Origin of the sequence: Phytohabitans houttuyneae (genome assembly GCF_011764425.1) — a bacterium.
Taxonomy (GTDB): Bacteria; Actinomycetota; Actinomycetes; order Mycobacteriales; family Micromonosporaceae; genus Phytohabitans; species Phytohabitans houttuyneae.
The window spans coordinates 1572073-1594400 of sequence record NZ_BLPF01000001.1; the positions used below are offsets into that span (position 1 = coordinate 1572073).

Genomic DNA, 22328 nt, shown 5'->3' on the forward strand with positions numbered 1-22328 from the left:
TCCACGGCAGGTTGAGGCCATAAGTCAGGGCATTGTGAAGCAAGAATGGCCCTCGGAGGTCGAGCTCGGCATGAGAACGTCGGTGATAGAACTTGACATACTCCTCCCGCCGCCTGAAGGCTTATAATTCGCAATTGCGCCAACAAGATACAATTGCCGAAGGATAGTGTCCGCCTCTAAGGCGGAAGGCCCATCCTGGTTCGAAAATAGGTCGAGAAAGTCCTCACGCGAAAAGCGACGCGCTGGAAGCCGCGTCATCGCGCTGATTACGCCTTGAGCAATGGAGGCGTCGACCATCCCGATGAGTTCGTTGATCACCTCGCCGGTGAAGTAGTACTTGCAGTAGGAATTTGCACCGGCACGAATTCGGTCGATGTCGAGCCCTTGTTGAGGATTTAGCTCATCCTGGATGTATCGCATAAGCATGACCATGTCGCGAGGAGTGGATCTAGTTAGTTCTAAGAGATAGCGTGGCATCGGAATTCGCCGAGGCCGTGTTCGTTTGCCCACCTCCATATACGAAGGAAAGTAAGTCTCTAAGAGATCCCCAGTCGATGCCCCGCGGGCGGCTACCTTCTTCTCCAGCATTTCCCAAAGTATTGAATCCTTCGGCGTCTCAAGCCCATAATCCCACTTAAGCTCGACACCCCAAGCATGTCGAATCTTGTTGGAGTCAGGAATAGGGATCTTTAAAAACACATCACTCCGACATAGGAGGCATATACGCACTCGGGACTCAGCACTCCGCAGTTGTTGATGCGCCCGCGTGGATGCCCTAAGCAACGCGGCTAACTGTTTCCAATACGAGTCGGTGCCTATCTCTGCGCTGTCGAGACCGTCGAGTGCCAGTACATGCGTGCTCGAAGTCCTTGCTTTACACACTATGTCGGCCAAGAGATCCCTTAATTGGCCAATGTTGACGCGGGTCTCGTGTCCACTCGCCGATGTAAACTCGTAAATCCTCGGCACCGCAAACTTGTGCTGCTTGCGTCTAATCTCACGCAAAACTGTCCGGAAGTCACCGGTCGCGACGCCAGCCATCCTCAGCTCGGCATGCAGACTCACGGTCTCAGGGTCCAACTGGGGTGAGGCGCCGTTGTCCGCCATAAGACTATCGAATAGGTGAGTCCAAATCCAAGTTGACCATGCAAGTTCAGTCAACTCAGCCCCAGATTCGGACAGGCTTAGGTCAGTTTTCAGCGCTCCACGGAGCTCGCCCAGATCTTCGCGCCGAATGAAGAATTGACTGGCTTCTGGTGCCTGGAGCCGGAGATACTCCACATAGCTCGACTTGCCCGCCCCCTTGGGGCCTATTAGAAGGTATGCGTCCCCTCACATATCCGCTTTGCAACCCCACTGTGATCAAGAAAGCTGTTAACAAAGTACAGAGGCCACTTCTCGGCCTCAGCCTCTGCCGACGCCTCTCCGAAATAGAGGCTCTTGAAAAACCTAGGCTCGGCGGACACGTCGCACCACCGCCCTCCGCTAGGGAGTTTTTGGCCGAGTTCGTATCGACCCGTCCGAGCGTAACCCTCGTCGCGATGTCCGTGCGGGAAACTGGCGAACGCAGCAGGATGTTCTGCTACTCGCGTCACCAGCAGGTACTGTCCGTCGGCAAATGAACGCATGGCCACACTGCGCAGCGAGTCCCCTTCGGGCACGCGAACTATCAAGCCACTCAACCGTTGCCGATTTGAACCTTTCGATCGCCTAATTCATCACGTCGCGCCTGCCTCACGATCACACCTCGTCACTCCATCGCAGAAGTACCGCCGGCAGCAGCTGCCCTGCGATCATCGCCGGCTTACTTGGCGGCCGACTCGGAGACTTCGGGGTCGTCTTCGGTATCCTGCCCCCTCACGCTGACCCTCAAGCGTCAGCCGACCCAGCGCACCACTTTCGGCATGAGCGGATGTTGGTCGGGGTGGGGCCGCGGCGTCCGCCTGTGGTGAGGGCGCTGTTGGGCGTGACACCGCCACGATTGGCGGCGCCGGCCTCCACCCCGACACGGAGCCAAGTCAGGGGTGAGGCCTTGACCTGGCTCCGTGCGTTGTCCGAGGACCGACCTGCGGTCAGGTGGTGGAGGTGTGGATCAGAAGTACAGGGTCCTGGACTTCGTATACGTCGTGTACTGGTTGCCCGGGTAGAACGTCGACCCGGACACGGTGATCTGAGCGGTGGTGAACCCGTAGCTGGAGTTCAGGTTGCCGCTGAAGATCTGGCAGTTCTGGTAGTAGACCGTGTGAAGGGCGATGGCGCTTCCCGCCGCGATGGTGACTGAGGAGCTCGGGTAGGTGCTTTCCCCGCACAGCGTCACCGAGTAGCTCGCCTGGGTGCTCCCCGTCGTCGCGGTCACGCTGCCGGTGGCGGTGCCGAGCGACTGGGTGTTGTTGTAGCCGCCCTTGACGGAGACGGTGAACGGGGCCGTAGCCGCCTGGGCGCTGGTCGCGGGAACCAGGGCCACCGCAACCAAGCCGACGGCGGTCGCGACCAACAGGCGGATGGAGCGGAAGCGACGAATTTTGGGCATGCTGACTCCTGATGTGGCGGGGAAAGCGCAGGAACAAAACGCAAGGAAATCGACCGGATTCGTCTGCGGTCGATCGCGCCGCAGCGCCGACTACATCGGCGTCAGTAAATATTATGGCCGGCTACCTCTGCATGTCCAGCCCTCGCCAGACAGACGGGGGCCTTCGTGAGCCCTCTGGGCTACGCCGCCTTCTGCGAACGCCTGGACGAAGGCCCCAAATTCGCGTCATGGCTCACCCGGCTACGTGACGAGATCAGTGACATACGCACCGAAGCACCCGCCAACAAGCGGGTCATACGACTCCAACACGACCTGGTCGACCTGATCGAAATCCTCGACCCGAAGCAGCAACGCCTCCGCCGTCGCCCCCGACGACCACCCGCACCAGCCCACGACCAGCAGCCCACGCGATAGGCCCCCGCCTGCTGCCCAGGGCCTGCGAGCTGTAGGGCGACTTCCGCGGGATGACGTGGTGGCCAGCATCAGGGCGTCTGCGGCGGATCGAATGGCTGGCTTCATGTCGATGCACGATCTGGCCGTTACCACGACGCCGGTCCCGGACGCTGGCCCGATAGACGTCATTTGGGTCCGGCCGCAGCCATCCGAGGATCCCGACTCCCAGGACGTCCTGATCGAGCATCGCGCTCCAACCAGCTGGGACGACCGGATCGTGCGCCCCGCTCCAGAAGCTGTCTCGCTGTTCTGGCGGTTCGTCCGCGAGAAGTGGGGCATCGAAGCCCTCGAACGATAAAGCTCCAACGCACTCAACTCGGCCACGAGCGGACGTCAACGATCCAGTACCGCTACGCTCGGTAGCGTCCGGATCGCGGCAAATGAGCACGCCCCGGACCTGGCCAGGATACTCGCGCTTTGGTCGCTATGGCGCCCGAGACGCGTTCGCTCGCTCCTACACACCGCAAGCAGCATGATGGGATTTCAATAAAGCCCGCGCCGACCGTGCCCCCGCCTGTAAAGCCGTTCAGTGGCGGCGTTAATATCAACCCCTTTTACCTTTTTCACAAACACCTCGTAGGAATTCAGAAAAGAGTTTTGCGATCCCCTGTACTGCCGCTCCGCGTCGACATGCGCCTTAATGCAGTCCCAAGTTCGCACCAGCCGATATGTAGTCTGCACTGCGATGAAGTCCCAATCGGCTAGACCGTACTCCGCGAGATAGCTCAGGTGCTGATAATAGCAACTTACTTCGAAGGCTCGACCTCTAAGCGGCTCAGGGAGCCTGGTGAAGCCCAGGGCCGCATCGTGCTTCGGCAGCTCCTCCCATAGTTCCGCCTCCCTGAGGGTGAATTCCGGCAGTCGTTGAGCTCTAAGCGCGTCGAGGACTACGGGTAGGTGGTTGGCGTTCTGGTTCAAGCGAAGCGCGCGTCCGGCCAAGAACGAAGACGTGATAACGGCGGCTAACGCAACTGCAAGGGCTAAGACATTGATCAGCTGCGGGACATCCATTGCACCCCCAAGAGACTGTTTCCCTCAGGGTACGTGGGTCTGGCAAAGGGCTGAGGCGGCTAGGTAACACCGCGATACAGCTCATGCTGTCCTCTATCTAATCCTGATTCTGTTCTGTCAATGTGATCTAGCGTGAACCAGAAGATTAATTAGGCTGAACACACTCATCGGCATGAGCGTGAGTTCGCCTGCGTTGTGAGTCGCACAGGCGAGCGTCTGGCGGGGTCGGGGGTGTGCAAGTGCTGGTCTTGTGTACCATGCGCGGCATGTCTGTCATCTTGATGGATCTTGTTCGTTCCGACCGCACCGTTGATCTGCGTGCCCACCTCGGTGGGGACGCGCCGCTGCCCTTTACCGGCCGTCGCTTCGAGGCCGCCAGTGACCTGATCGACCTGACACCCGCGATGGAACCAATGGCAGCAAATTCGCTGCTGCGCAGATGATCGGTCAAATTTTCTGCCGAGGTCGTGATCGACTGCTCGCGGTGCTCTTGGCCGGCAGATGATTCGCCTGCTAATGAGGATTCCATCGTTGACATCACCAGATTCCGTCGTTCTTGCCGTAGCTGGGAGGTGAAGGTCGAGGTGGGTGTGGTCGAGACGGCGCTGCTGCGTGCGGCGGGTTCGGTGGTGACCAGGGCAGGAAAGTTGTGGCTGGGCCGCCGCAGGGAACAGCGAGAACGCGAGACTTCGTTGATCGAGTTGATTGGCGCGGGGATCACCGACGACCTCGGCTTGCGGCGGGCGGCGCGGCGGCGAGATGACATCGTCGACATCGTCTACGAGCGGCTAAAACCGTTGGTCCGCCGCCGCGACGGTCGACTGCCAGACAACGAGATCGCTGCGGCCCTGAACGCGGTCGCTGACACCCTGGACGCTGCGGACCTGTCCGATGAGGCACTGTTCGCCGACGACGTCGACCCGGCGCTGCTGGCTACCCGGCTACGCCGGGAATTGCCCGATGTCCCCAGCCAGGCCGGACTAAACGAGGCAGCTGTCCACCTGTACGGCCGAGTCCTGGACGACTGCTGTGTCTGCGTAACCCAACTCGTGGTCCAACTAGGCCCGTTCCAGGCCCGCGCGGCGGTGCGCATGCTGGAACGGCTCACCACAGTGGCTGACAGCCTCGCCCAGGTCCTTGCCCGAGTGCCGGTGACCAGCCTGGACGCGCCCTCCGGCGACCGTCACGACGACGAGTTCCGTACCCGCTATCTAAGCCACGTGCTCGACAAGCTGGACCTACTGGAGTTGTTCGGCGTCAATGTGCACCGCTATCAGCTGCGCACCCCGTTGAGCATCGCCTACATCAGCCTGGCCGTCACCGGGACGAGCGCTCGCGGTCCGCGGCGCGGGTTCCGCTGGGATCCCGGCCGCTTCCGGCACGACAACGCAGGTGGCGATGCCTCGGTTCGTGCCGAACAGGCCCTGGGTAACGCCGACCGGATCCTCCTGCGCGGCGACGCCGGCTCCGGCAAGACCACCCTGCTGCAATGGATCGCGATCACCGCGGCCCGCCATGGCTTCACCGGCGACCTGGAACCCTGGAACGGGCGCACGCCGTTCCTGATCCGCCTGCGTGACTACGTCAAGCAGGCGCTGCCGCCACCGGAACGGTTCCTCGACAAGCTCGCCGCCACGATCGCCGGACGTATGCCAGCACTATGGGTACACCGTCGGCTGACCGCCGGCGCCATCCTGCTCGTCGACGGCGTCGACGAGGTTCCCGAGAGCCAGCGGCGTGAAGTCCGCGAATGGCTCCGCGGCCTGCTCCGGGAGTACCCGGACCTGCGGGTCGTGGTGACGTCGCGGCCCGCCGCCGCCTCCGCCCGCTGGCTCAACACGGAGGGATTCACCTCGATCATCCTGGAACGGATGAGCCCGGCCGACATCAAAGCGCTGATCCGCCACTGGCACGATGCTGTCCGCCGCGCCGGCGACCTGCCCTGCGAACCACACCGCCTACCCGGCTACGAGCAACGCCTGCTCGTCCAGCTCGACAGCAGCGCACACCTGCAGAACCTCGCCGCCAGCCCATTGCTGTGCGCAATGCTGTGTGCACTGAACCTCGACCGCGACAGCAACCTGCCCCGCAACCGAATGGACATCTACCAAGCCGCCGTCGACATGCTCCTGCACAAACGCGACGACAAGCGGGGCGTCCACAACGAACTACCGGAACTCACCAGCAGCGACCAAGCTCTGCTCCTTCAGGAGATCGCCTGGTGGCTGACCGAAAACGGCCGCACCGAACTGTCCCGCGAGGAAGCCGCAAAGCGGCTCGAGCAGCGGCTGGCCGGAATCAGGCACATCACCGCGCCCGCCACCGCCGTACTCGAGCACATGATCCAGCGCAGCGGCATCCTGCGCGAACCGATACCCGACCGCATCGACTTCGTCCACCGCACCTTCCAGGAATACCTCGCCGCCCGCGAAGCCGCCGACCAAGGACGCGCCGGCGCGCTGCTCATGCACGCTCACCTCGACACCTGGCGCGAAACCATCATCCTTGCCGCCGGCCACGCCCACACACCCGTCCGCAAAGAACTCCTCGCCGGCCTGCTCACCCTCGCCGATCGACAACCCCAGCACACCCGGAAACTGCGCCTACTCGCCGCAGCCTGCCTCGAAACTGCACCGGCAGTCGACCCGGAAATCCTCGCCCGAATCCGTGCGTTCCTTCGCGGGCTCATGCCTCGATCCCTGGCCGAGGCACGATCCCTGGCCTCAGTCGGAGAACCACTACTCGTCGAGCTCCCCAAGGACTTGAGCACCCTGAGCGAAGCCCAGGCAGCAGCCACGGTCCAGACCGCAGCCTTGGTCAACGGTCCCACCGCACTCAATACACTCGCCCGATACGCCACCGACCCACGCCCACGCGTCCAGCGACAGCTCGTCACGGCCTGGGACTACTTCGATCCCAGCGACTACGCCGACCACGTCCTCGCCGACGCACCTCTGGACAACGGCTCGGTGACGATCCGCAGCGCAACACTGCTTCCGGCGCTGCCCCGGCTACGACACCTCACCGACACACACATCGTCCTCCAGGCCCAGAAACTCGATCTCGATCTGCTCGCGGACGTCCCTCACCTGACCAGGGCGAGCTTCTTCGCAGGATTCACCGGAAACATCCAGGAACTCGCCAAGCATCCCGACCTCGACTACCTCGCGATCGACGTTGACCGTCAGAGGCAGAACCTCTCAGTGCTGCAAGAGCTGCCGAATCTGGCAGACCTAGGCCTGTACAGCCTGGCACCCAGTCAAGACCTCGCCGTGCTCACCCGCCTACAGAAGCTGTCAGGCCTCAGCCTCGCTGGTGTTCTGGTCAGCGACGAGTTCCTCGCCGGACTCCCCGTACTCGAATACCTCTGGCTCGCACCGCCGGCGGCGTGGGACCCGGGGAACCTGAGCCCACTCACCAACCTGCCGTCCTTGTCGCTGGACTTGCCAGATGAGCCCCCGGAGGCATCTCCCGGCTGATTGACCAGCTCCATCAACTCAGAAACCTTAAACAGCTGCTTCTTACCGGGTGCACGTGGCTGACGGACCTGGCAACACTCGCCTCACTGGATACCTTGAGTGCCCTTTCGATCGACGGCGCTTCCGCTGGCGATCTGAGCCCACTGGCTGGACTCACCCGCCTGCAATGGCTGAGCATCGGCAATGAGGAACATCAGTTCGACCTCACGCCGCTCGCCGGACTGACGCAGCTAAAGACCTTCTGGATTGCGGAATCGGCGCCAGGCCTCGACCTCACACCACTACACGGGAAACGCATGACCGTTCACGTGTCACGCAAAGTGAAGCTTGCCGACGCGGTAATCCCCACGGGCATACGTATCCTTCGCTTCTGACCAAACTGTCCGGGCGTACACTTTACGAGGAAAGAATCAAACTCCGCGATAGGCTTCACCAAACGCAGGCCCTAGATCGCAGCGAGAGGATCGGGTATCGACCAGTGGCAGCGTGAGCCCTGCCGTGCTCGGCCACCTCCACGTCGCCGTCAATAGCTCGGTCGAGAACTCGACGACTTCGCTGAGACGCCGCTCGAGACAGCGCTCGGATCCGACACCCAGCCGGCCAGCAGTCCCCATCTGGCCGAACCCATCCAGCGCTGCCCGACTCTGCGGCCGGACTATGGCGAAGGTTTAGCGAAACGCAAGGGTGCGGCGCACGACCATCCAAGCACCGCTTGCCGGCGCCTATACACAGCAGTTCTCGGCCAACTCGCATCCCTCGATCGCTGATAAAAATTTCGGGAGCGGGCGACAATACGAGGACAATAGATCACCACGGTTGCGCGATGTACAGTGACCAACTCGCCGCGTCGGCTCCGTGACGTACTCAATTCGGCAAATCAGTGCTGGGGAGGGTCGCCGTCGTCAACCCGATCTTGATCGGCGTTGGCCGCCCCGCGCCGCAGACAGCGTCGGGGTTCGGAGTGGTGCCGACGTCCAGCGTCGGTCGTCGGGCCAGGCTGCGCCGTATTCCATGGTCAGACCACTGTGCCGGCGAGGGCCCAGCGGCTGCATCCGCAGCCTCCGCACGGCCTGTGTGCTTGTCCTGGTTGATTGTGTGTTTGTGCCGGAAGCGGGCGGCGGCGGTACGGCGCCTGGCGCCGCGAGCTAGCCGCGTTCCTGCGCGTCCGCCGCGCCGCAGTCCGGCCCGCAGCCGTTGCCTTGCCCGAGGGTGCTGGCCGGCGCCAGATGCTGTCGCGGTGACCCGCTCTGCCGGCTCCGGCGCCAGCCGTGCACATGGAGAGGATCATCCGGTGGAACGCCTGCCGTACGTCGACGAACACAGCGTCCGCACGAGCCCACCCCGCGACGAGGTGGTCCGCGCTGACGCACGTCCTCGGCCGCACGATGACCGGCGCCACGCGGTTCGCGCGTGTGCTCGGCACCGATCCGGCATCCGCCACGCCGTCCTTCCAGGGGCGCCCCGACCAGACCGTGCCCGGGTTTCGCGTCGGCCAGCGACGGGCTCGACACGCTGCGCGCGGTCACCGCCCTGATCGGGCAGCCACGCCGCGCCATCGCGCTCGGCACGTCGTTCGGCGGCATGGTCACCGGGCTGCTCGCCGAACGCGGCGGCCGGCAGCTTGATGGCGCGATCGCCACCTGCGGCCTGATGGGTGGCGGGATCGACCTGCACAACTACCAGCTGGACGGTTCACACGCGCTCGCGCAGCTGCTGCTCGCCGGGGAGCAGGTAAAACTCGTTCGCTTCACCGATACCGCTGAGGCCTTCGCCACGGCGGGTCGGATGGTCGCGGCTTTGGATCAGGCGCAGGCCAGCCCGCAAGGCCGCGCCCGGACTGCCTTGATCACGGCCTTGTACCAGGAGCCGGCGTGGGTGCCCGGGCAGCTGAAGCCGGCGCCCGCCGACATCGAGGCGCAGGCGGCGGGCCAGTACCAGAACCTGCGTGCGATTCTGCCGTTCATCGTGGCGGGCCGCGCCGACATGGAGCGCAGCGCCGGCGGCAACCCGACCTGGAACAAGGGCGTCGACGACTATGGACAGCAACTGGCCGAGTCGGGGCGCTTCGCCGACGTGGCGCAGATGTACCGGCGCGCCGGTATCGATCTGCGCGCGGATCTGAAGCTGTTGACGCGTACCGCCACCGTGACGGCCGATCCCGCGGCGTACCGCTGGATGCGCAACTCCACGCTGACCGGACGGTTGGCCATGCCTGTCCTCACGCTGCACACCACCGACGACGGCCTCGTCCCGGTGCAGCATGTGGAGGAGTACGCCGACGACGTCCACGACAGCCGCTCGGCCGCGCTGCTGCGGCAGGCGTACGCCGATCACGCCGGGCACTGCGCCTTCACGACCGCTGAACTGGTCGCGGCGGTGCTCACCATGGACAAGCGCATCCACACCGGGCGCTGGGACGGACTGGCCGAACCGCACCGGATGCAGGCGCTCGCCGACACGCTCGGGCTCGACTCAGCCGCCTTCACAAGGTTCCGCGTGCCGGAGTTCCTCGGCGACCGTCCCACACCGCCGCGGTTCAGCTAGCACGATCCGTACTACCTGCCCGAGCGTTCGACAGGTTCGGTATATCGGACACACAGCCGGACCGGCCCGCCACCGGGACCACGGCCTCACGCACCTCACTGCCATGCGCCGCCGCGAAGGCGGCGATCACACCCTGGCCGCGCTCAAGACGATCCAGGCTGCCGCCCGGAAGATCAGCAACTACGGCACCATCCCAAGCTGCGGGCTGCTCGCACCACACGCCGACGACAGCGAGCCACGCAGCTTCGTCGCCCGTCGTAGCGAGCGGATCCAGCGACATGAGCGGAAAGCCGATCAAGCAGCCGGATGGGCAAGCGCCACAGCCGATCGGCGGTATCGCAGTGTGCGAGCACCGGCGCCTGGTCCGTGAAGTCCTACGAGCAGCTCCATCGCTGGACAAGTTTTACGTCGTGGCGCGAGGGGATTCGCGTCGGTCTGCGTTACTCGTCGGCCGACGCGTAGAAGCCAGCCTCGTTGATCTCCCCTTCATCGACGTACTCCTGCCAGCCTGCGTAGCGGTCTTCTGACCTAGCCTCCTGGTACAACTTCGGCAAGCCAGCAGCTGTGACTTGCGCAGTGTCCGTCAGCTGCAATCCGCAGACTTGGCACTCGAGTGACTTTGCCACGTATACGACGACGTGAACAAAGCTATTCTCTTCGGGCACGAACTTGCTCTTCGTCGTTCTTCCGGGGGTCATATCCAGATCGGCGATAGATCCGCAAGCCGGGCACTCGACCGCCTTTTGGCGGTAGCCATGCTGGACGGCAAAAATAGCCGAGGCTCGTCTTTTTTGTCGCTCCTCGGCCGTCAGATTGCCGAAGAAGTATCTCGACCTGGAAATCGCCTGCTGGACGTCTCGCTCGAGCGCCCGGTCTACCTCGATCCGCAACGCCCTCGCTTGCGCAACTATGTCACTATTAAGGACATCTTCGGCCTGTAGCTCGAGAAATTGACACAAAACCTCAACCACAGAAATGAGCCGAGGCATCCAATGCTCTTCCGAAACCTCCTTCAGTGCTGCATTCGCTGTATGCAGCTCCTCGTTCCGGAGATTCGCCAAGTATAGCGCGTCGCTCACTCGGTCTTGCCCAAAGTCGGGAACGACATACTTTAAGCGGTCCAGCACCGTTTTCGTCGTGATAGATTTTGGACGAGCGTCCGACCTAACAATTCCGACGGCATGCAGAACGCTCTCGCCTTCGGGCGACGCGAGGAGTGATGGATGCACACGAGCCAACGGTGCACGCAAAAGGAATTCGAGCCCAAGCAACAGCCAAAGGGTAAATTCGTCATCCATTTCGTCGTGTTCGCTCGCCCGCGAGAAGTAGAGTCTGGCCTTCTTTAGGAATTCGCTATATGACCACATTGTCACGCTGCCCTCGAAATGAAATCCCCAGGAATCCAGAAGTCATGGCAGAATCGTGTTTGACGTCGACATCGTCGGCCTCGTCACCTGCGATGACCCGTTCGTCGCGGTCTGTGGACACAAGAGCGGACTGTACCTACTCAAAGTCGTTCGCGGCAGGCACAGTCTTGTCGTCTATCCGACGCCGAGTTGGACAGCGGAAAACCCTGGTCAACAAGATCGGGTGCATTGTTCTCGGCAGATCCGCATGCGGGTTCGAGCGATGCTCTCGCTGTCATTGCTGCGTGCGTGGTCGTCGAGTCGTCGACGCAGCCGGCGATAATCGTCGATGCCTCGCCCAGCGTGGCGCTGGTCGTCCACCACGACCTGTCCCAGTCGGACTGCCAAAAGACCATCGACTCAACCCAGTTTCACACTGACGCCATCGTCTGGACACCCACCTCGGTCAAGTGGTCCGTCGACGCCGAACTGGTGTGCATGATCAACTCCTCCGTTACGGCCTGGGACAGCAACGGCGGTGCCCCCGAGCTGCCTCACGTCCTCACGCCGAACGACGCGCAACATGCGTACGCGACGAACGGCCCTCGCTGGAGCTCAACCGAGCTACGAGTTTCATCGATCGGCGTTTGGGCAGACGTGTGGTCTGGATCGCTGTGTCTATGCCTCGAAGCGGAACCATGCGTCGCCGGCGCGAAGCCACAGGGTGCCATCGCAGCCCTGGCCGCATCGTAGGACGACGGGACCCCGGTAGTGGAGCCTCAGCGAATGAGGGTGGCGGCCACGCCCAGCGCCGGCGCGGAGGCAAAGAAGGCGTACAGGCCCCGGCGGAAGAAGGTGTACTTCGTCGCCGCGATAAGTGCCAACGACCGGGCTTGGGTCCACGCTTCGGCACGCTGCTGGTCGGCGTCCAGTGGGGGAACAAAACCGGCCGGCTGGGCCGCCAGCGATGGGAACGCGTAGCGGCTGAAAGTCGTCGGCGGCGCCGTACGCGGGTTCAGCGCGGACACCAGGAAGAACGCGCCGGCCCCAATGCCGACCAGCGCCGCCGCGAGGAAGACTCCAGCGAATAGGTCTCGCCACCCGGCGGACGGGGTGCCCGCCAGGAATGCGCTCAGCTGGGCGAACGCCGCGGCGCCGAGCACCGTCAGGCCGGCGGAAAGGAAGCCGCTCTTGGTGTCGGCGTTCACGATCCAGCTGCCGTAGAAGGTGATCGCAGACAGGCCGTCGGCGCGGTCCGGCTGCGGCGTTTGCGTCATGCGGCTGAACTTCACTGTGCTCATACCTTCCGTGTGCGGACGTGGTTCTGGCCGGCTCATCCGTCGCCGAGACTGCGGAGGAGATCCTGGAGTCGGCGGGCGTTGTCCGCATGGCTCTGCTCTTGATAGAGCCGCAACGACCGTTGCCAGGCCGCGGCCGCCTGCTCACGGTCGCCGGACGCAGCATGGGTCTGACCGACACGCCGCCAGATGTCGGCCTCGTGGAACTGGTTCCGCAGCTCCTGGGTGGTGGCGAGGGCCTGGTCGTAGTAGCTCAGCGCTGCGGGGTAGTCGCCGGTCAGGTGGGCGAGATAGCCGAGGTTAGCGGTCGCGGCTGCCTCGCCGTCGCGGTGCCGGTCGGCACGGAAGATTTCCAGGGCGGCGGTCAGCGTCACCCTCGACCGTTCGTGATCACCCGCCAGCAGTGAGTAGAACCCCACGTCATTGAGCGCGTCCGCGCGCCACACCCGGGCCGGTTCGTCGAGGCTTTCGTAGAGATCCAGGGCCCGAATGGCGTACTGCAGCGACCGACCGGGATCACCCCGCTGCTCGGACGCACAAGCGAGGTTGTGGTGCGCGTGGGCCTGCTCGGCGACGTCGCCGCGCCCTTCGGCCAACGCCAACGACCGGCCGAGGTGATCCTGCGCCTCGGCGTGTCGGCCGGTGTGGGCGTAGGCGTGCCCGAGGTTGCGGTGCGTCATACTGAGCACGGCCGCGTCGCCGTCACGCTCCGCCGCGTCCACGGCGTTCTGCCAGGCCACGACCATGTCGTAGTGGTGCCCACGGCGCCACTGGAACGTGTCCAGCGTCCAGGCCAGTTGCCACACAGCACGGTTCCAGCCCAGCCGGCCGGCCCGGTCCTGCATGGCGATCAGGACAGCGTGCTCGGCGTTGAGCCAGTCCAGGGCGGCGGCGTAGTCGGGGAAGGTACGAGGGTGGCAGTCCGGTCGCGGCGCGTCCAGCTCGATCGGTGGGCGATGTGGGTGCAGCATCCGGTCGGCGGCGAAGGCGGTGTGCAGCAGGAAGTCCAGCAGCCGACGCAACCCGTCGGTGCGCTTCCCGGCTGATAGGTCCTCGTCTGCCCGGTCCCGGGCGTACAGGGTGATCAGGTCATGCATGCGGTAGCGGCCCGGCTGGTGCTGGTCGAGCAGGTGAGCGTGCTCTAGCCCGCGCAGTAGCGCCCGCGTCCTTGTGGGCGGCTCGCCAATAAGATCTGAGGCGGCGGCCAGACCGATCACCGGTAGGGGTGAGACCCCGAGGAAGCTCAGCGCCTGCGCCTGGTCGCCGGGCAGGGCCGTGTAGGACCACGACAAGATCGCTGGAAGGCTCGCAGTCGGGTCCTCGTCGTCCAGCACGCCGATGCGGGTCGTGGCTTCCCGCAGCTCCGCGGCGAGGTCCGCCAGCGCGAACGCCGAGTAGGTCTGCGCCCGGCCGGCGACGATTCCAAGCGCCAGCGGGAAGCCGCCGCAGTACCCCAGTAGCTCGGCGGCTGCCTCCGGCTCCGCATCTACCCGCGCGGCGCCCAGCCGGTTGACCAGTAGCTCGCGCGCATCGGCGTCCTTGAGGGCCTCCACGATCAGCGGGCGGGCACCGTGCGCGAGGAGCAGGCCGGGCAGGCGGTTGCGACTGGTGATCACAACAGTGCAGGTCGAGCTCGCCGGCAGCAGGGGCGCGACCTGGGCGGTGTCGCGGGCGTTGTCGAGCAGGATCAGCATCTGCCGCTGGTTCACCAGTCGGCTGTACAGCGAGAGCTGCGCGTTGAAGTCGGCCGGTAGGCTGCCCGCTGGTACGCCCATAGCCTCCAGGAACCGGCGGATTGCTTGAGCCGGGGCCACCGGGACGCCACTCGGCGCGAACCCGTTTAGATCGATGTAGAGCTGGCCGTCGGGGAACTTGCGACTGTGCTGGTGCGCCCACCGCAGCGCCAGCCATGTTTTTCCAATCCCGCCCATGCCAGCGATGGTCGCAATCGCCATCGCGGGGTCCTGGCCGTGCCCCGGTTGGGTCAGCATGGCGGTGAGCTGGTCCAGCTCCTTGGCGCGGCCGGTGAACCCGTTCGGTGCTGCAGGCAGCTGCGCGGGGACCGACGGGCTGGGCCAGCCTGGCGCGACGTCCAGGAAGGTACGGTCCGGCCGGTACGGAGAGTCGGGCAGGCACAGCCAGCCCATCGCGTTGGTCTCCTTGACGGTCACCGCGACCGGGCGCCACGTGGCGGCGTCGAGCCGGGAGCTGTTGCGGACCACCTCCTCAAAGAACCATGCGGACGTGATCAGCGCCAGCACACCGGGTGACCCGGCGAGAGCCGCCTTCAGCGGAGCCGCGTCCAGCAGCCGGAACGCCAAGTTGATCGAGCCGGCGGTGACGCCGTTCTCGTCGAAGTTAACCTCACCAGCGTGCAGGACCATGCGCACCCGCACCCGCGAAGACGGTTCATGACTTCGGTTGTGCTCCCGCAGAGCTGCGGCCAGCGCATCCGGCAGCAACTCCACGAACGGCGCCTTGGGCAGCTCTGCGGTTGCCAGGACGAGGATGCCGTCGCCGCGGTCCTCCGTGTGGCAGTCGGCCCACGACATGCCCAACGCGGAGAAGGCCCCACGCAGCGCCGCGTACAGCCCGGCCCGCACCTCGAGCTGATGCACGGAGGTGCGGTTGTGGTTGCCGAAGCCCTCGACGTCCACGGCCATGATGATGCGATGAACCGCGGTCATAGGGCCCTCCCCTCACTGCCACGCTGGACGTCGCTCCATGGCACCTACCCCGCCTCGAACGACAGCCGCCCCGCAATCGCCGCGTGCCGCATGGCGGTCGCCAGCTTCACCCGGTCGTTCGCCTGCTGCAGTGCGGTGTTGACGAGCACCGCTGCGGCTCCCAGCTCCAGCGCCTGCGCGACGTGCGCCGCCGAGCCAATTCCTCCTTCGACGATCACCGGCACGCTCACCAACCGAATAATCTCGCGAACGGCATCGACGTCAAGGATTCCGCGCCCAGACCCCACCGGTGACGCCATTACCCGAATCGCGGCGCAGCCCGCGCGCTCAAGCTCCTGGGCAGCCAGCACGTCGGGACGGATGAAGGGCAACAGCTCCATGGTCCCCCGTGCGAGCAGTTCGTCGGCCGCCGCCACGGTGAGCTCGTTGTCGGGCATATTGTCCTGGTCGCGGACGTCCAGCTTGATGATCTTGATGCCAAGCGAGCTGTTCAGGACGTGGGCGGTCCACACCGCCGCCTCCACCGACCGGGCGAACGAAGTGGTGCCGATCCAGACAAAGTTGCTGAGCGGTAGGGCGTCGGCCAGATCCGCCAGCAGGATGCTCGGCCGGTCGTTGTCCGTGTCGACCGTCATGATGAGAACGTCCGCACCGGCTGCGGTTAACACCTCGCCGACCACCTGCGCCGAGTCGTACTGCTCGATACCGATGATGAGACGCGACTGCAGCCGGTGACCGGCGACGTCCAACCAGGTGGTCAGGGTGCCTTCCTCTGACGATTCATCCGTCACCGGCTGCCTCCAAGGCGAGTCCGCGAGCGTCCGAACTTCATTGAATCAGTTGGGGTGGCATCGCGGCATGACGCGTTTACGGAATGCCAACCGGCGGGTTAGGGAGTGTCTCAGTTGGAGCGTGGGGTAGCCGCGGCATGATCTTTGTTCCGTGAGTGATGACATGATCCGTACCTGGGCACGGACGACTTCTGGCAGGCAACCGGGCCGTTGATCCCCATCCCGGCGGCAAACGCCATGCGGATGACCGTGCGGTGCTGGCGGCCATCGTGTACTTGGTCCAGGCGGCTACTCCTGGCGCACAAGCTACCGGCGCAGTTGTTCGACATCAGCCGGGCCACCGCGCATCGCCGGTTCTCGCAGTGGACCAGGTCCGGGCTCTAGTCCGCCAGGGTGCGTCCGGAGGAACCTGGTCACGCACTTCGCCGCCAGTTGAGCCTGTTGCTCACCGACTTGCCTGTTGGTTTGACCCGGCATTCGGACCCCCTCCCTCGTCTATTGCGGCCACATCCTTGCCGCGGCTGCCGCTTGATCACAATGGAGTTGACGTATGGCCGTCCCAAGGCGTGGGGCCGGCTCCTCTTCTCACGGCCGGTTCTCCCGCGATCGCACCCTAACTCTGCGGCCCGCGTCTGCCCATAGTCTCGCCTCCGATTACCGGTGAGCAGACTCGATCCCGAGCCGTCCGTGGAAGTCATGGACCCGTCGCGACGTGGTTGCTCGACTGGGCCACAGCCGGGGACTTAAGGGCATCACATCAAGATCGCAGAGATGACTGCACCGACAGCAGTCAGCGTGGTGCCGCAAGCCGTTGCTACAGCGACGATCGCGGCGCACATAACGGTCACAACTAGAACCGTTCGATGCGGCTGAGGGGAGGGTGTTGCGAGCGGACACGCGAAAATGACTCTGTGGACGATCTTGTGACCATGGCCTAGCCCTGGCTCTTCATTGAGAGCCGCCCACATGGTGGATCAAGACAAGAGAGGTGCCTTCTGAGCTGGCAAGATAGGACTTGCTGAGGGTCTTATCCATCCCGGACGGAAGGCATCTGCGTGGTGAAGGCTACCGGAACACGTCCGAAGATCATTGTGAATGCCGACGGGCGTGGCGTGGTTGGCCATGCCGGCGCCCGGCTGCTGGCTGACGTCGCCGAGGTGACCGTGTTGACCGAGGCGTGCAGCGACGCGCTGGCTGGGTTGCGGCAACGGCGCGGTGTGCACGACCCGGGCCGGGTCGCGGTCGACCTGGCGGTGATGCTCGCCGACGGCGGTGAGGCCATCTCGGATCTGGCCGTGCTGCGCGACCAGGCCGCGCTGGTCGGTCCAGTCGTGTCGGACCCCACCGCCTGGCGCCTTCTATCCGATGTGGACAACGGGATGCTCGATCGGCTGCGCGACGCTCGGGCCCAGGCTCGGGAACTGGCGTGGGCACAGGTGATGGAGACTCGCGGCGGCCTGCCGCCGCGGCCTCAAACTTGACAGCCTACGTTCGAAGCCGACCTGGCTACTACTCCCGGTCGAAGTGGGCGCCGGGCCTGGGGTAGTGAGCAGCTCGACCACCGCCGCAAAGCGCCAAGAACCGGTGAGGCGGCGATGGCCGTGATGCCGGTAGCAACGGCGGTCACGCCGTACACGAGGAAAACGGCCACTCCCCGGATTCGTTGCGCCAAATAGTGAGCGCTGCTACCGCCGCGACTGTCACTCCTGCCGCTGCCGATGCCGCCACCAGCGCGGCCCGCTGCAGCGACCCGCGCTCTCCGACATCAGGAGCTAGTCAAGCCCTGGCTCCGTCACGCCCGGGTGCATGGGCGCCGTCAAGGGCTGAGCGGTTCTCGGTAGCCGAGTTGTGTGAACGCTTCGATAAACCCGGTCGTGTTGAGTTTGAACTCGGTGAGCTGCTTCTCGACTTCTGCCGGAGTGCGGTAGCGGTCGCCGTCCGCAACTGCTCGCATGAACTGGTAGACCGCTGCCTTCAGGCCCTTGAGCTTTTGGACGTTGATGACCCGGGCGCTCGGGGGTGGTGTGCCTTCGCGACTGATGATGTGACTTTGGTGGACGATGATCGGTACGACGGTCGCGTCCGTGCCGTACTCGGTTCGGCACCAGTTCGTCGAACCAGCGAGTTGGTTGATGTCGTGCTTGCCGATCGCCGCGGTCTTGGATCCGGTCTTCGCCTCGATCACCCAGTAGGTGTGGCTCCCGACGCTCCATAGGACGTCGCTGCCGATCTTGAAGTCCCGTTCAGGCATTTGCGCGGTGAATCCGAGATGGCGGCCGAGGTCGGCCAGACTGGCCTCGGCCTCAGGTGTGCGTGTGGCATCCCAATCGATATCTGCCAGCACGACTGCCAGACCGAGGGTCAGCTCCTGTCCGGTCGAATATCGAGCGGTGAGATAGTCGACCGCTTGCTGTGCCTGGTACGACGGTGGGGTTATGCGGTTGTACTCAACGCCGGCGCGCGGCTTCAGCACGGCGTTGTTAAGTCGTCCAGCGTCCGTGAGTGCCTGCTGGGCGGCGAGTGGGTCGACTGCGTGTAGATAGGTCGCGTATGTTTCTCCGAGCCAACCGGCGAGCGCCGCGTCTCGGTCGTTACGCGCGGCCTCCACGGCGGTCTGCGCTTGGCCAGCTGCTTCGCGGGGTCGGCCGGCGACCGCGTGGTTGTAGGCGCTTCGCAGGTGGGCGGCGGTCTCAGAGACGGACGCAGGGCTATAGGTGACGCCGGTAAGCTTCTGGCGAGTCAGCTTGCGGAAGCCGACGTCGTTGCCGATGACCTGGGCGATGACGGGCCGTAGCTCTTCAGCGGTCTTGCCCTCTAGGCGGCTGGCGACCACGCGAGACACGTCGAGCTGAGCGTGGGTGGCGCCGGACAGACGATCGGAATAGGCCGGGTGGGAAAGCAGCTGGATCAGTTGCTCGCCAAGCAGCAGGACGACACAGCGATCGTCGCGGCTCCGGACGCCGCGGCCCATGCCCTGCTCCAATCGCTGGAGCTGGCGTGTGACCATTGCATCACTGTCTCGTAGGGCGACCGCCTCGCGCCGCTCAAGGCCGTTGTACGCGAACGGCAGGCTGTCGATGACCAGTAGCCTGCATGCCTCGTCAGGCAGGTCGATCCCGTCGTAGCGGTTGATGATCACGACGAGGCCGACTCGGCCGCGGGTCAACCTAGCAACCGCAGCGGTGATGTCGTCAGCTTTGCTGACCGTAAGGTTCGCCTCGGGAGCCCACACCTCAGCCTGCCGCTTGCTGGGCACTAGGACGACGACGTTGTGCTCATCGGCGATCGACCGGACCAAGGCGCGCACCTGGTCGTGGGTGATCTGCGGATTGAGATCTTGGGGGCGAGGATGAGCCGATCGCCGAGGTCAGCGGCGCTAGGCGGCACGATCGAACTCGCCACACTTGTCGGGTCAGCGTCGAAGTGGGTAACCAGGACACTGTCGTCGGCGAGTGTCGCGGTCAGGTAGACGCGGCGGCCAGCATCGGCAAAGCTCGGGATCTTTTCGATCGGCGGACAGGGCGGCATGATCTCAAATGCACCCGCCGTCACCACGACCTGGCACCAGGGCAGCAGATCGCCAACCAGCGGCCAGGACCACTCGAACGCATCTGTCTGGCGATATGGATGCAGGATCTGCAGGGCATTCTCCTGCTTGTCCTGCCAGGCCCAGAACGGAACTGCAGCGACCGCCGTATAGTCGCCATCTTCGATATCGAGCACAGCCTTAAGGTTCTGGGTACGCAGGTCCTCCTCGAACAGGTCAAGAAGCTTGCCGTACGCCTCATGATCATTGGGGATGACCAGGCGGGTCTTCTCTTCCGTCATGGCCAACGCCGCATGGGCGTCGTCAACGACCACCGATCCGACCGGGACCGGTCGATGGCGGCTGCCAGAGACTGTGAGCCCGAAGCGGGTCTTCCCGTTGACGAGGACGTTCATCGTGGTCACGCAGATAGCTTCGCTACGCAAGAACTTCGTCGCTTGGGGGTCGTCGACCGTTGCAATCCCGAGGTTGGCGGCTTCCTCAAGAACTCGCAGCGCTAGATCCGGGGTCGGTGCCAGATAGAGTGCCGGCCCTTTGCCTTCATTAAGGCAGCACTGCAAGATGATCAGGCCCACGACGGTCTTGCCGCCACCGGTATTGGTCTTGATCACGACATCCCGGACGCCGCGCCGATCCGACCACTGCTCGAGTACTGCTTGCTGTACAGCACGCAGGTAGCCGTAACCTGGCCTCTTGTTGGGTAGCGAATCGAACAAGGTAACCGGATCGATAATCGTCGAGAGTGTGTCCCCGACTGACAGGCTCTCAAAGTCAAACGCCATGCCGACCACTCCCCATCACGAGATACATGGTGATCCTTCCACCGGCGGACTCTACGGGCGAGCGTTTTTCGCAACGCACCTCTTCGCTGCGCCGCCGGTACAGTGACGCCTCACGTTCCGGCATAGTTTGAGAACATCTATCTCAAGGAGTTGTCTCTTCGGTCGAGCTCATTCCGCTTACTCGGCGCACGCGACTTCATCGAGGCCTCCCACAGGGGTACGGCACCGACACACACCGCCGGGGTGGGTGCCTCTCGGCTGGGCAGCGGCTGCTCGTCCGGGCCTGCCCCGCGCCCGCAACAGTGAACAGTCGTCGACCATCTCGGCGACCTCCAACACGATCTCTCACGCAACGGCAGCTTCCGCGACCTGTGGTCACACGACGGCAAGACGCTCGGCAGCGAAGACGACATCACCGACTGGATACGACGTCGGTTAACGGATCGACTTGGCAAGGACCGCGTCATCCTCAGCCGAGAGAACCAAGTCGAACGCATCAAGGTCAGTGGCATCGGCACGCGCATCGACCTAACCATGAATACTCCGACTCTCACAGCGCCCACAGGCACCGCCACCGTGATCATCGAAGCGAAGCTAGTGCGCTGACCACAAACGTTCACCGGGTTGCTGACACGCCGGGCGTGGTCGGTCGGTTTCGGCAGGATGGTCGGCACGCTCGATAGCGATCACATCGCTGTCGAGAGGTGGGTGGATGGCTGAGCCGGTACGAGCGCGGCGGCTGACCGATGAGGAAGGCCGCCGGCTGCAACAGATTGTGCGGCGGGGCAAGCACGGGACCATCCGGGTCCGCCGCGCCATGATCATCATGGCGTCGGCGTCCGGCACGCCGACGCCGGCGATCGCACGCCTGGTCGCCGCGCACGAGGACACCGTCCGGGACGTGATCCACGCCTTCAACGAGATCGGGCTACGCGCACTGGACCCTAACTGGGCGGGCGGCCGTCCCCGCCGAATCAGCACAGACGACGAGCAGTTCGTCGTCGCGACGGCCACCGGGCGGCCCACCAAGGTGGGCCGCCCGTTCACCCGCTGGAGCATCCGCAAGCTCGCCGACTACCTGGCCAACAACCCCGTCCGCCGGGTCATCGTCGGCCGGGAACGGCTGCGGCAACTGCTGCGCGACAACAGCGTCACGTTCCAACGCACCCGCACCTGGAAAGAATCATCAGATCCGAACAAGGAAGCCAAGCTGGACCGGATCGAGCAGGTCACTTCGCAGTTCCCGGACCGGTGTTTCGCCTTCGACCAGTTCGGGCCGTTGTCGATCCGCCCGCACCACGGCTCGTCGTGGTCGCCGAAGACCCGTCCGGACCGGCTGCCAGCCACCTACACCCGCACGCACGGGATCCGCTACTTCCATGGCTGCTACAGCCTCGGCGACGACCAACTCTGGGGCGTGATGCGCCGCCGTAAAGGCGGCGACCACACCCTGGCCGCGCTCAAAACGATCCGGGCCGCCCGCCCAGACGGCGCACCCATCTACGTGATCCTGGACAACTTGTCCGCCAACAAGACCCCGGCGATCCGGGCCTGGTGCGCGCGGAACAAGGTCGAATTGGTCCTGACCCCGACCAGCGCCTCGTGGGCCAACCCGATCGAGGCCCAGTTCGGACCACTACGCGCCTTCACCATGGCCAACTCCAACTACCCCAACCACACCGTCCTAGCCCGCGCCCTGCACGCCTACCTACGCTGGCGCAACGCCAACGCCCGCCATCCCGACGTCCTCACCGCACAACGCCGCGAACGCGCCCGCATCCGCAGCGAACGCCAACAACGCTGGGGCCGACCCCGCACCAAGGCCGCCTGACGACCAAACCCGGTGAACGTTTCTGGTCA

The 22328-nt window shown here is 64.4% G+C and carries 16 protein-coding genes and 2 pseudogenes; 9 read left to right on the forward strand and 9 right to left on the reverse strand.

Translation table 11 applies throughout. The features are described from left to right. Positions 1-24: 24 nt before the first annotated feature. Both Phou_RS55350 and Phou_RS07335 read right to left on the reverse strand, forming a co-directional pair. Positions 25-1320, reverse strand: a pseudogene (locus Phou_RS55350) (P-loop ATPase, Sll1717 family); the annotation flags it as partial. Positions 1321-2092: 772 nt separating this feature from the next. Beyond that, positions 2093-2530 carry a hypothetical protein gene (locus tag Phou_RS07335; protein WP_173054713.1) on the reverse strand — a complete coding sequence of 146 codons (438 nt, stop codon included), beginning with the start codon at positions 2528-2530 and terminating at the stop codon, positions 2093-2095. 472 nt (positions 2531-3002) lie between these two features. On the opposite strand from Phou_RS07335, the gene Phou_RS07340 reads away from it, so the two are divergent. Further along, on the forward strand, positions 3003-3281 hold the full coding sequence (locus Phou_RS07340) for a hypothetical protein (protein ID WP_173054715.1): 279 nt from the start codon (positions 3003-3005) through the stop codon (positions 3279-3281). A 185-nt stretch (positions 3282-3466) separates the two neighbouring features. Here the strand turns inward: Phou_RS07340 and Phou_RS07345 are convergent, their stop codons facing one another. Beyond that, on the reverse strand, positions 3467-3994 hold the full coding sequence (locus tag Phou_RS07345) for a hypothetical protein (protein ID WP_173054717.1): 528 nt from the start codon (positions 3992-3994) through the stop codon (positions 3467-3469). Between the two features lie 266 nt (positions 3995-4260). Here Phou_RS07345 and Phou_RS07350 point away from each other — a divergent pair, with 266 nt between their 5' ends. From Phou_RS07350 to Phou_RS07370, 5 genes are all read left to right on the forward strand, one after another. Continuing rightward, the gene (locus Phou_RS07350) at positions 4261-4437 is read left to right on the forward strand and encodes a hypothetical protein (RefSeq protein WP_173054719.1); all 177 of its coding nucleotides are present in this window, start codon (positions 4261-4263) and stop codon (positions 4435-4437) included. A 129-nt stretch (positions 4438-4566) separates the two neighbouring features. Next, positions 4567-7473 (forward strand): NACHT domain-containing protein, encoded by a 2907-nt coding sequence (locus Phou_RS07355; RefSeq protein WP_173054721.1) that lies wholly within the window; start codon positions 4567-4569, stop codon positions 7471-7473. A gap of 95 nt (positions 7474-7568) precedes the next feature. Then, the gene (locus Phou_RS07360) at positions 7569-7847 is read left to right on the forward strand and encodes a hypothetical protein (protein WP_173054723.1); all 279 of its coding nucleotides are present in this window, start codon (positions 7569-7571) and stop codon (positions 7845-7847) included. 1036 nt (positions 7848-8883) lie between these two features. Further along, the gene (locus Phou_RS07365; RefSeq protein WP_173054725.1) at positions 8884-10017 is read left to right on the forward strand and encodes an alpha/beta fold hydrolase; all 1134 of its coding nucleotides are present in this window, start codon (positions 8884-8886) and stop codon (positions 10015-10017) included. A 103-nt stretch (positions 10018-10120) separates the two neighbouring features. Then, positions 10121-10387 carry a hypothetical protein gene (locus Phou_RS07370; protein ID WP_173054727.1) on the forward strand — a complete coding sequence of 89 codons (267 nt, stop codon included), beginning with the start codon at positions 10121-10123 and terminating at the stop codon, positions 10385-10387. 70 nt (positions 10388-10457) lie between these two features. Here the strand turns inward: Phou_RS07370 and Phou_RS07375 are convergent, their stop codons facing one another. Continuing rightward, positions 10458-11315 (reverse strand): hypothetical protein, encoded by an 858-nt coding sequence (locus Phou_RS07375; protein ID WP_173054729.1) that lies wholly within the window; start codon positions 11313-11315, stop codon positions 10458-10460. Positions 11316-11672: 357 nt separating this feature from the next. Here Phou_RS07375 and Phou_RS07380 point away from each other — a divergent pair, with 357 nt between their 5' ends. Next, the gene (locus Phou_RS07380) at positions 11673-12116 is read left to right on the forward strand and encodes a family 16 glycosylhydrolase (RefSeq protein WP_173054731.1); all 444 of its coding nucleotides are present in this window, start codon (positions 11673-11675) and stop codon (positions 12114-12116) included. A 26-nt stretch (positions 12117-12142) separates the two neighbouring features. On the opposite strand, the gene Phou_RS07385 is transcribed toward Phou_RS07380, so the two are convergent. The 3 genes from Phou_RS07385 to Phou_RS07395 are packed head-to-tail and all read right to left on the reverse strand — an operon-like array spanning position 12143 to position 16139. After that, positions 12143-12655, reverse strand: coding sequence for a Pycsar system effector family protein (locus tag Phou_RS07385; RefSeq protein WP_173054733.1), 513 nt, complete (start codon positions 12653-12655; stop codon positions 12143-12145). Positions 12656-12696: 41 nt separating this feature from the next. Then, positions 12697-15348 (reverse strand): ATP-binding protein, encoded by a 2652-nt coding sequence (locus Phou_RS07390; protein WP_173054735.1) that lies wholly within the window; start codon positions 15346-15348, stop codon positions 12697-12699. 44 nt (positions 15349-15392) lie between these two features. Next, positions 15393-16139: a HisA/HisF-related TIM barrel protein gene (locus Phou_RS07395; protein WP_173054737.1), complete on the reverse strand. Its 747-nt coding sequence runs from the start codon at positions 16137-16139 to the stop codon at positions 15393-15395. 1058 nt (positions 16140-17197) lie between these two features. Between Phou_RS07395 and Phou_RS07400 the strand changes: the two are divergent. Continuing rightward, positions 17198-17602: pseudogene (locus Phou_RS07400) on the forward strand (transposase); the annotation flags it as partial. 353 nt (positions 17603-17955) lie between these two features. Here the strand turns inward: Phou_RS07400 and Phou_RS07405 are convergent. Both Phou_RS07405 and Phou_RS07410 read right to left on the reverse strand, forming a co-directional pair. Then, the gene (locus tag Phou_RS07405; protein ID WP_173054739.1) at positions 17956-19437 is read right to left on the reverse strand and encodes a helicase C-terminal domain-containing protein; all 1482 of its coding nucleotides are present in this window, start codon (positions 19435-19437) and stop codon (positions 17956-17958) included. Next, on the reverse strand, positions 19395-20468 hold the full coding sequence (locus Phou_RS07410; RefSeq protein ID WP_173054741.1) for a DEAD/DEAH box helicase: 1074 nt from the start codon (positions 20466-20468) through the stop codon (positions 19395-19397). The genes Phou_RS07405 and Phou_RS07410 overlap by 43 nt, the downstream gene beginning before the upstream one ends. 712 nt (positions 20469-21180) lie before the next feature. Between Phou_RS07410 and Phou_RS07415 the strand changes: the two genes are divergently transcribed. Then, on the forward strand, positions 21181-22299 hold the full coding sequence (locus Phou_RS07415) for an IS630 family transposase (protein WP_173054743.1): 1119 nt from the start codon (positions 21181-21183) through the stop codon (positions 22297-22299). The last annotated feature ends 29 nt before the right edge of the window (positions 22300-22328 follow it).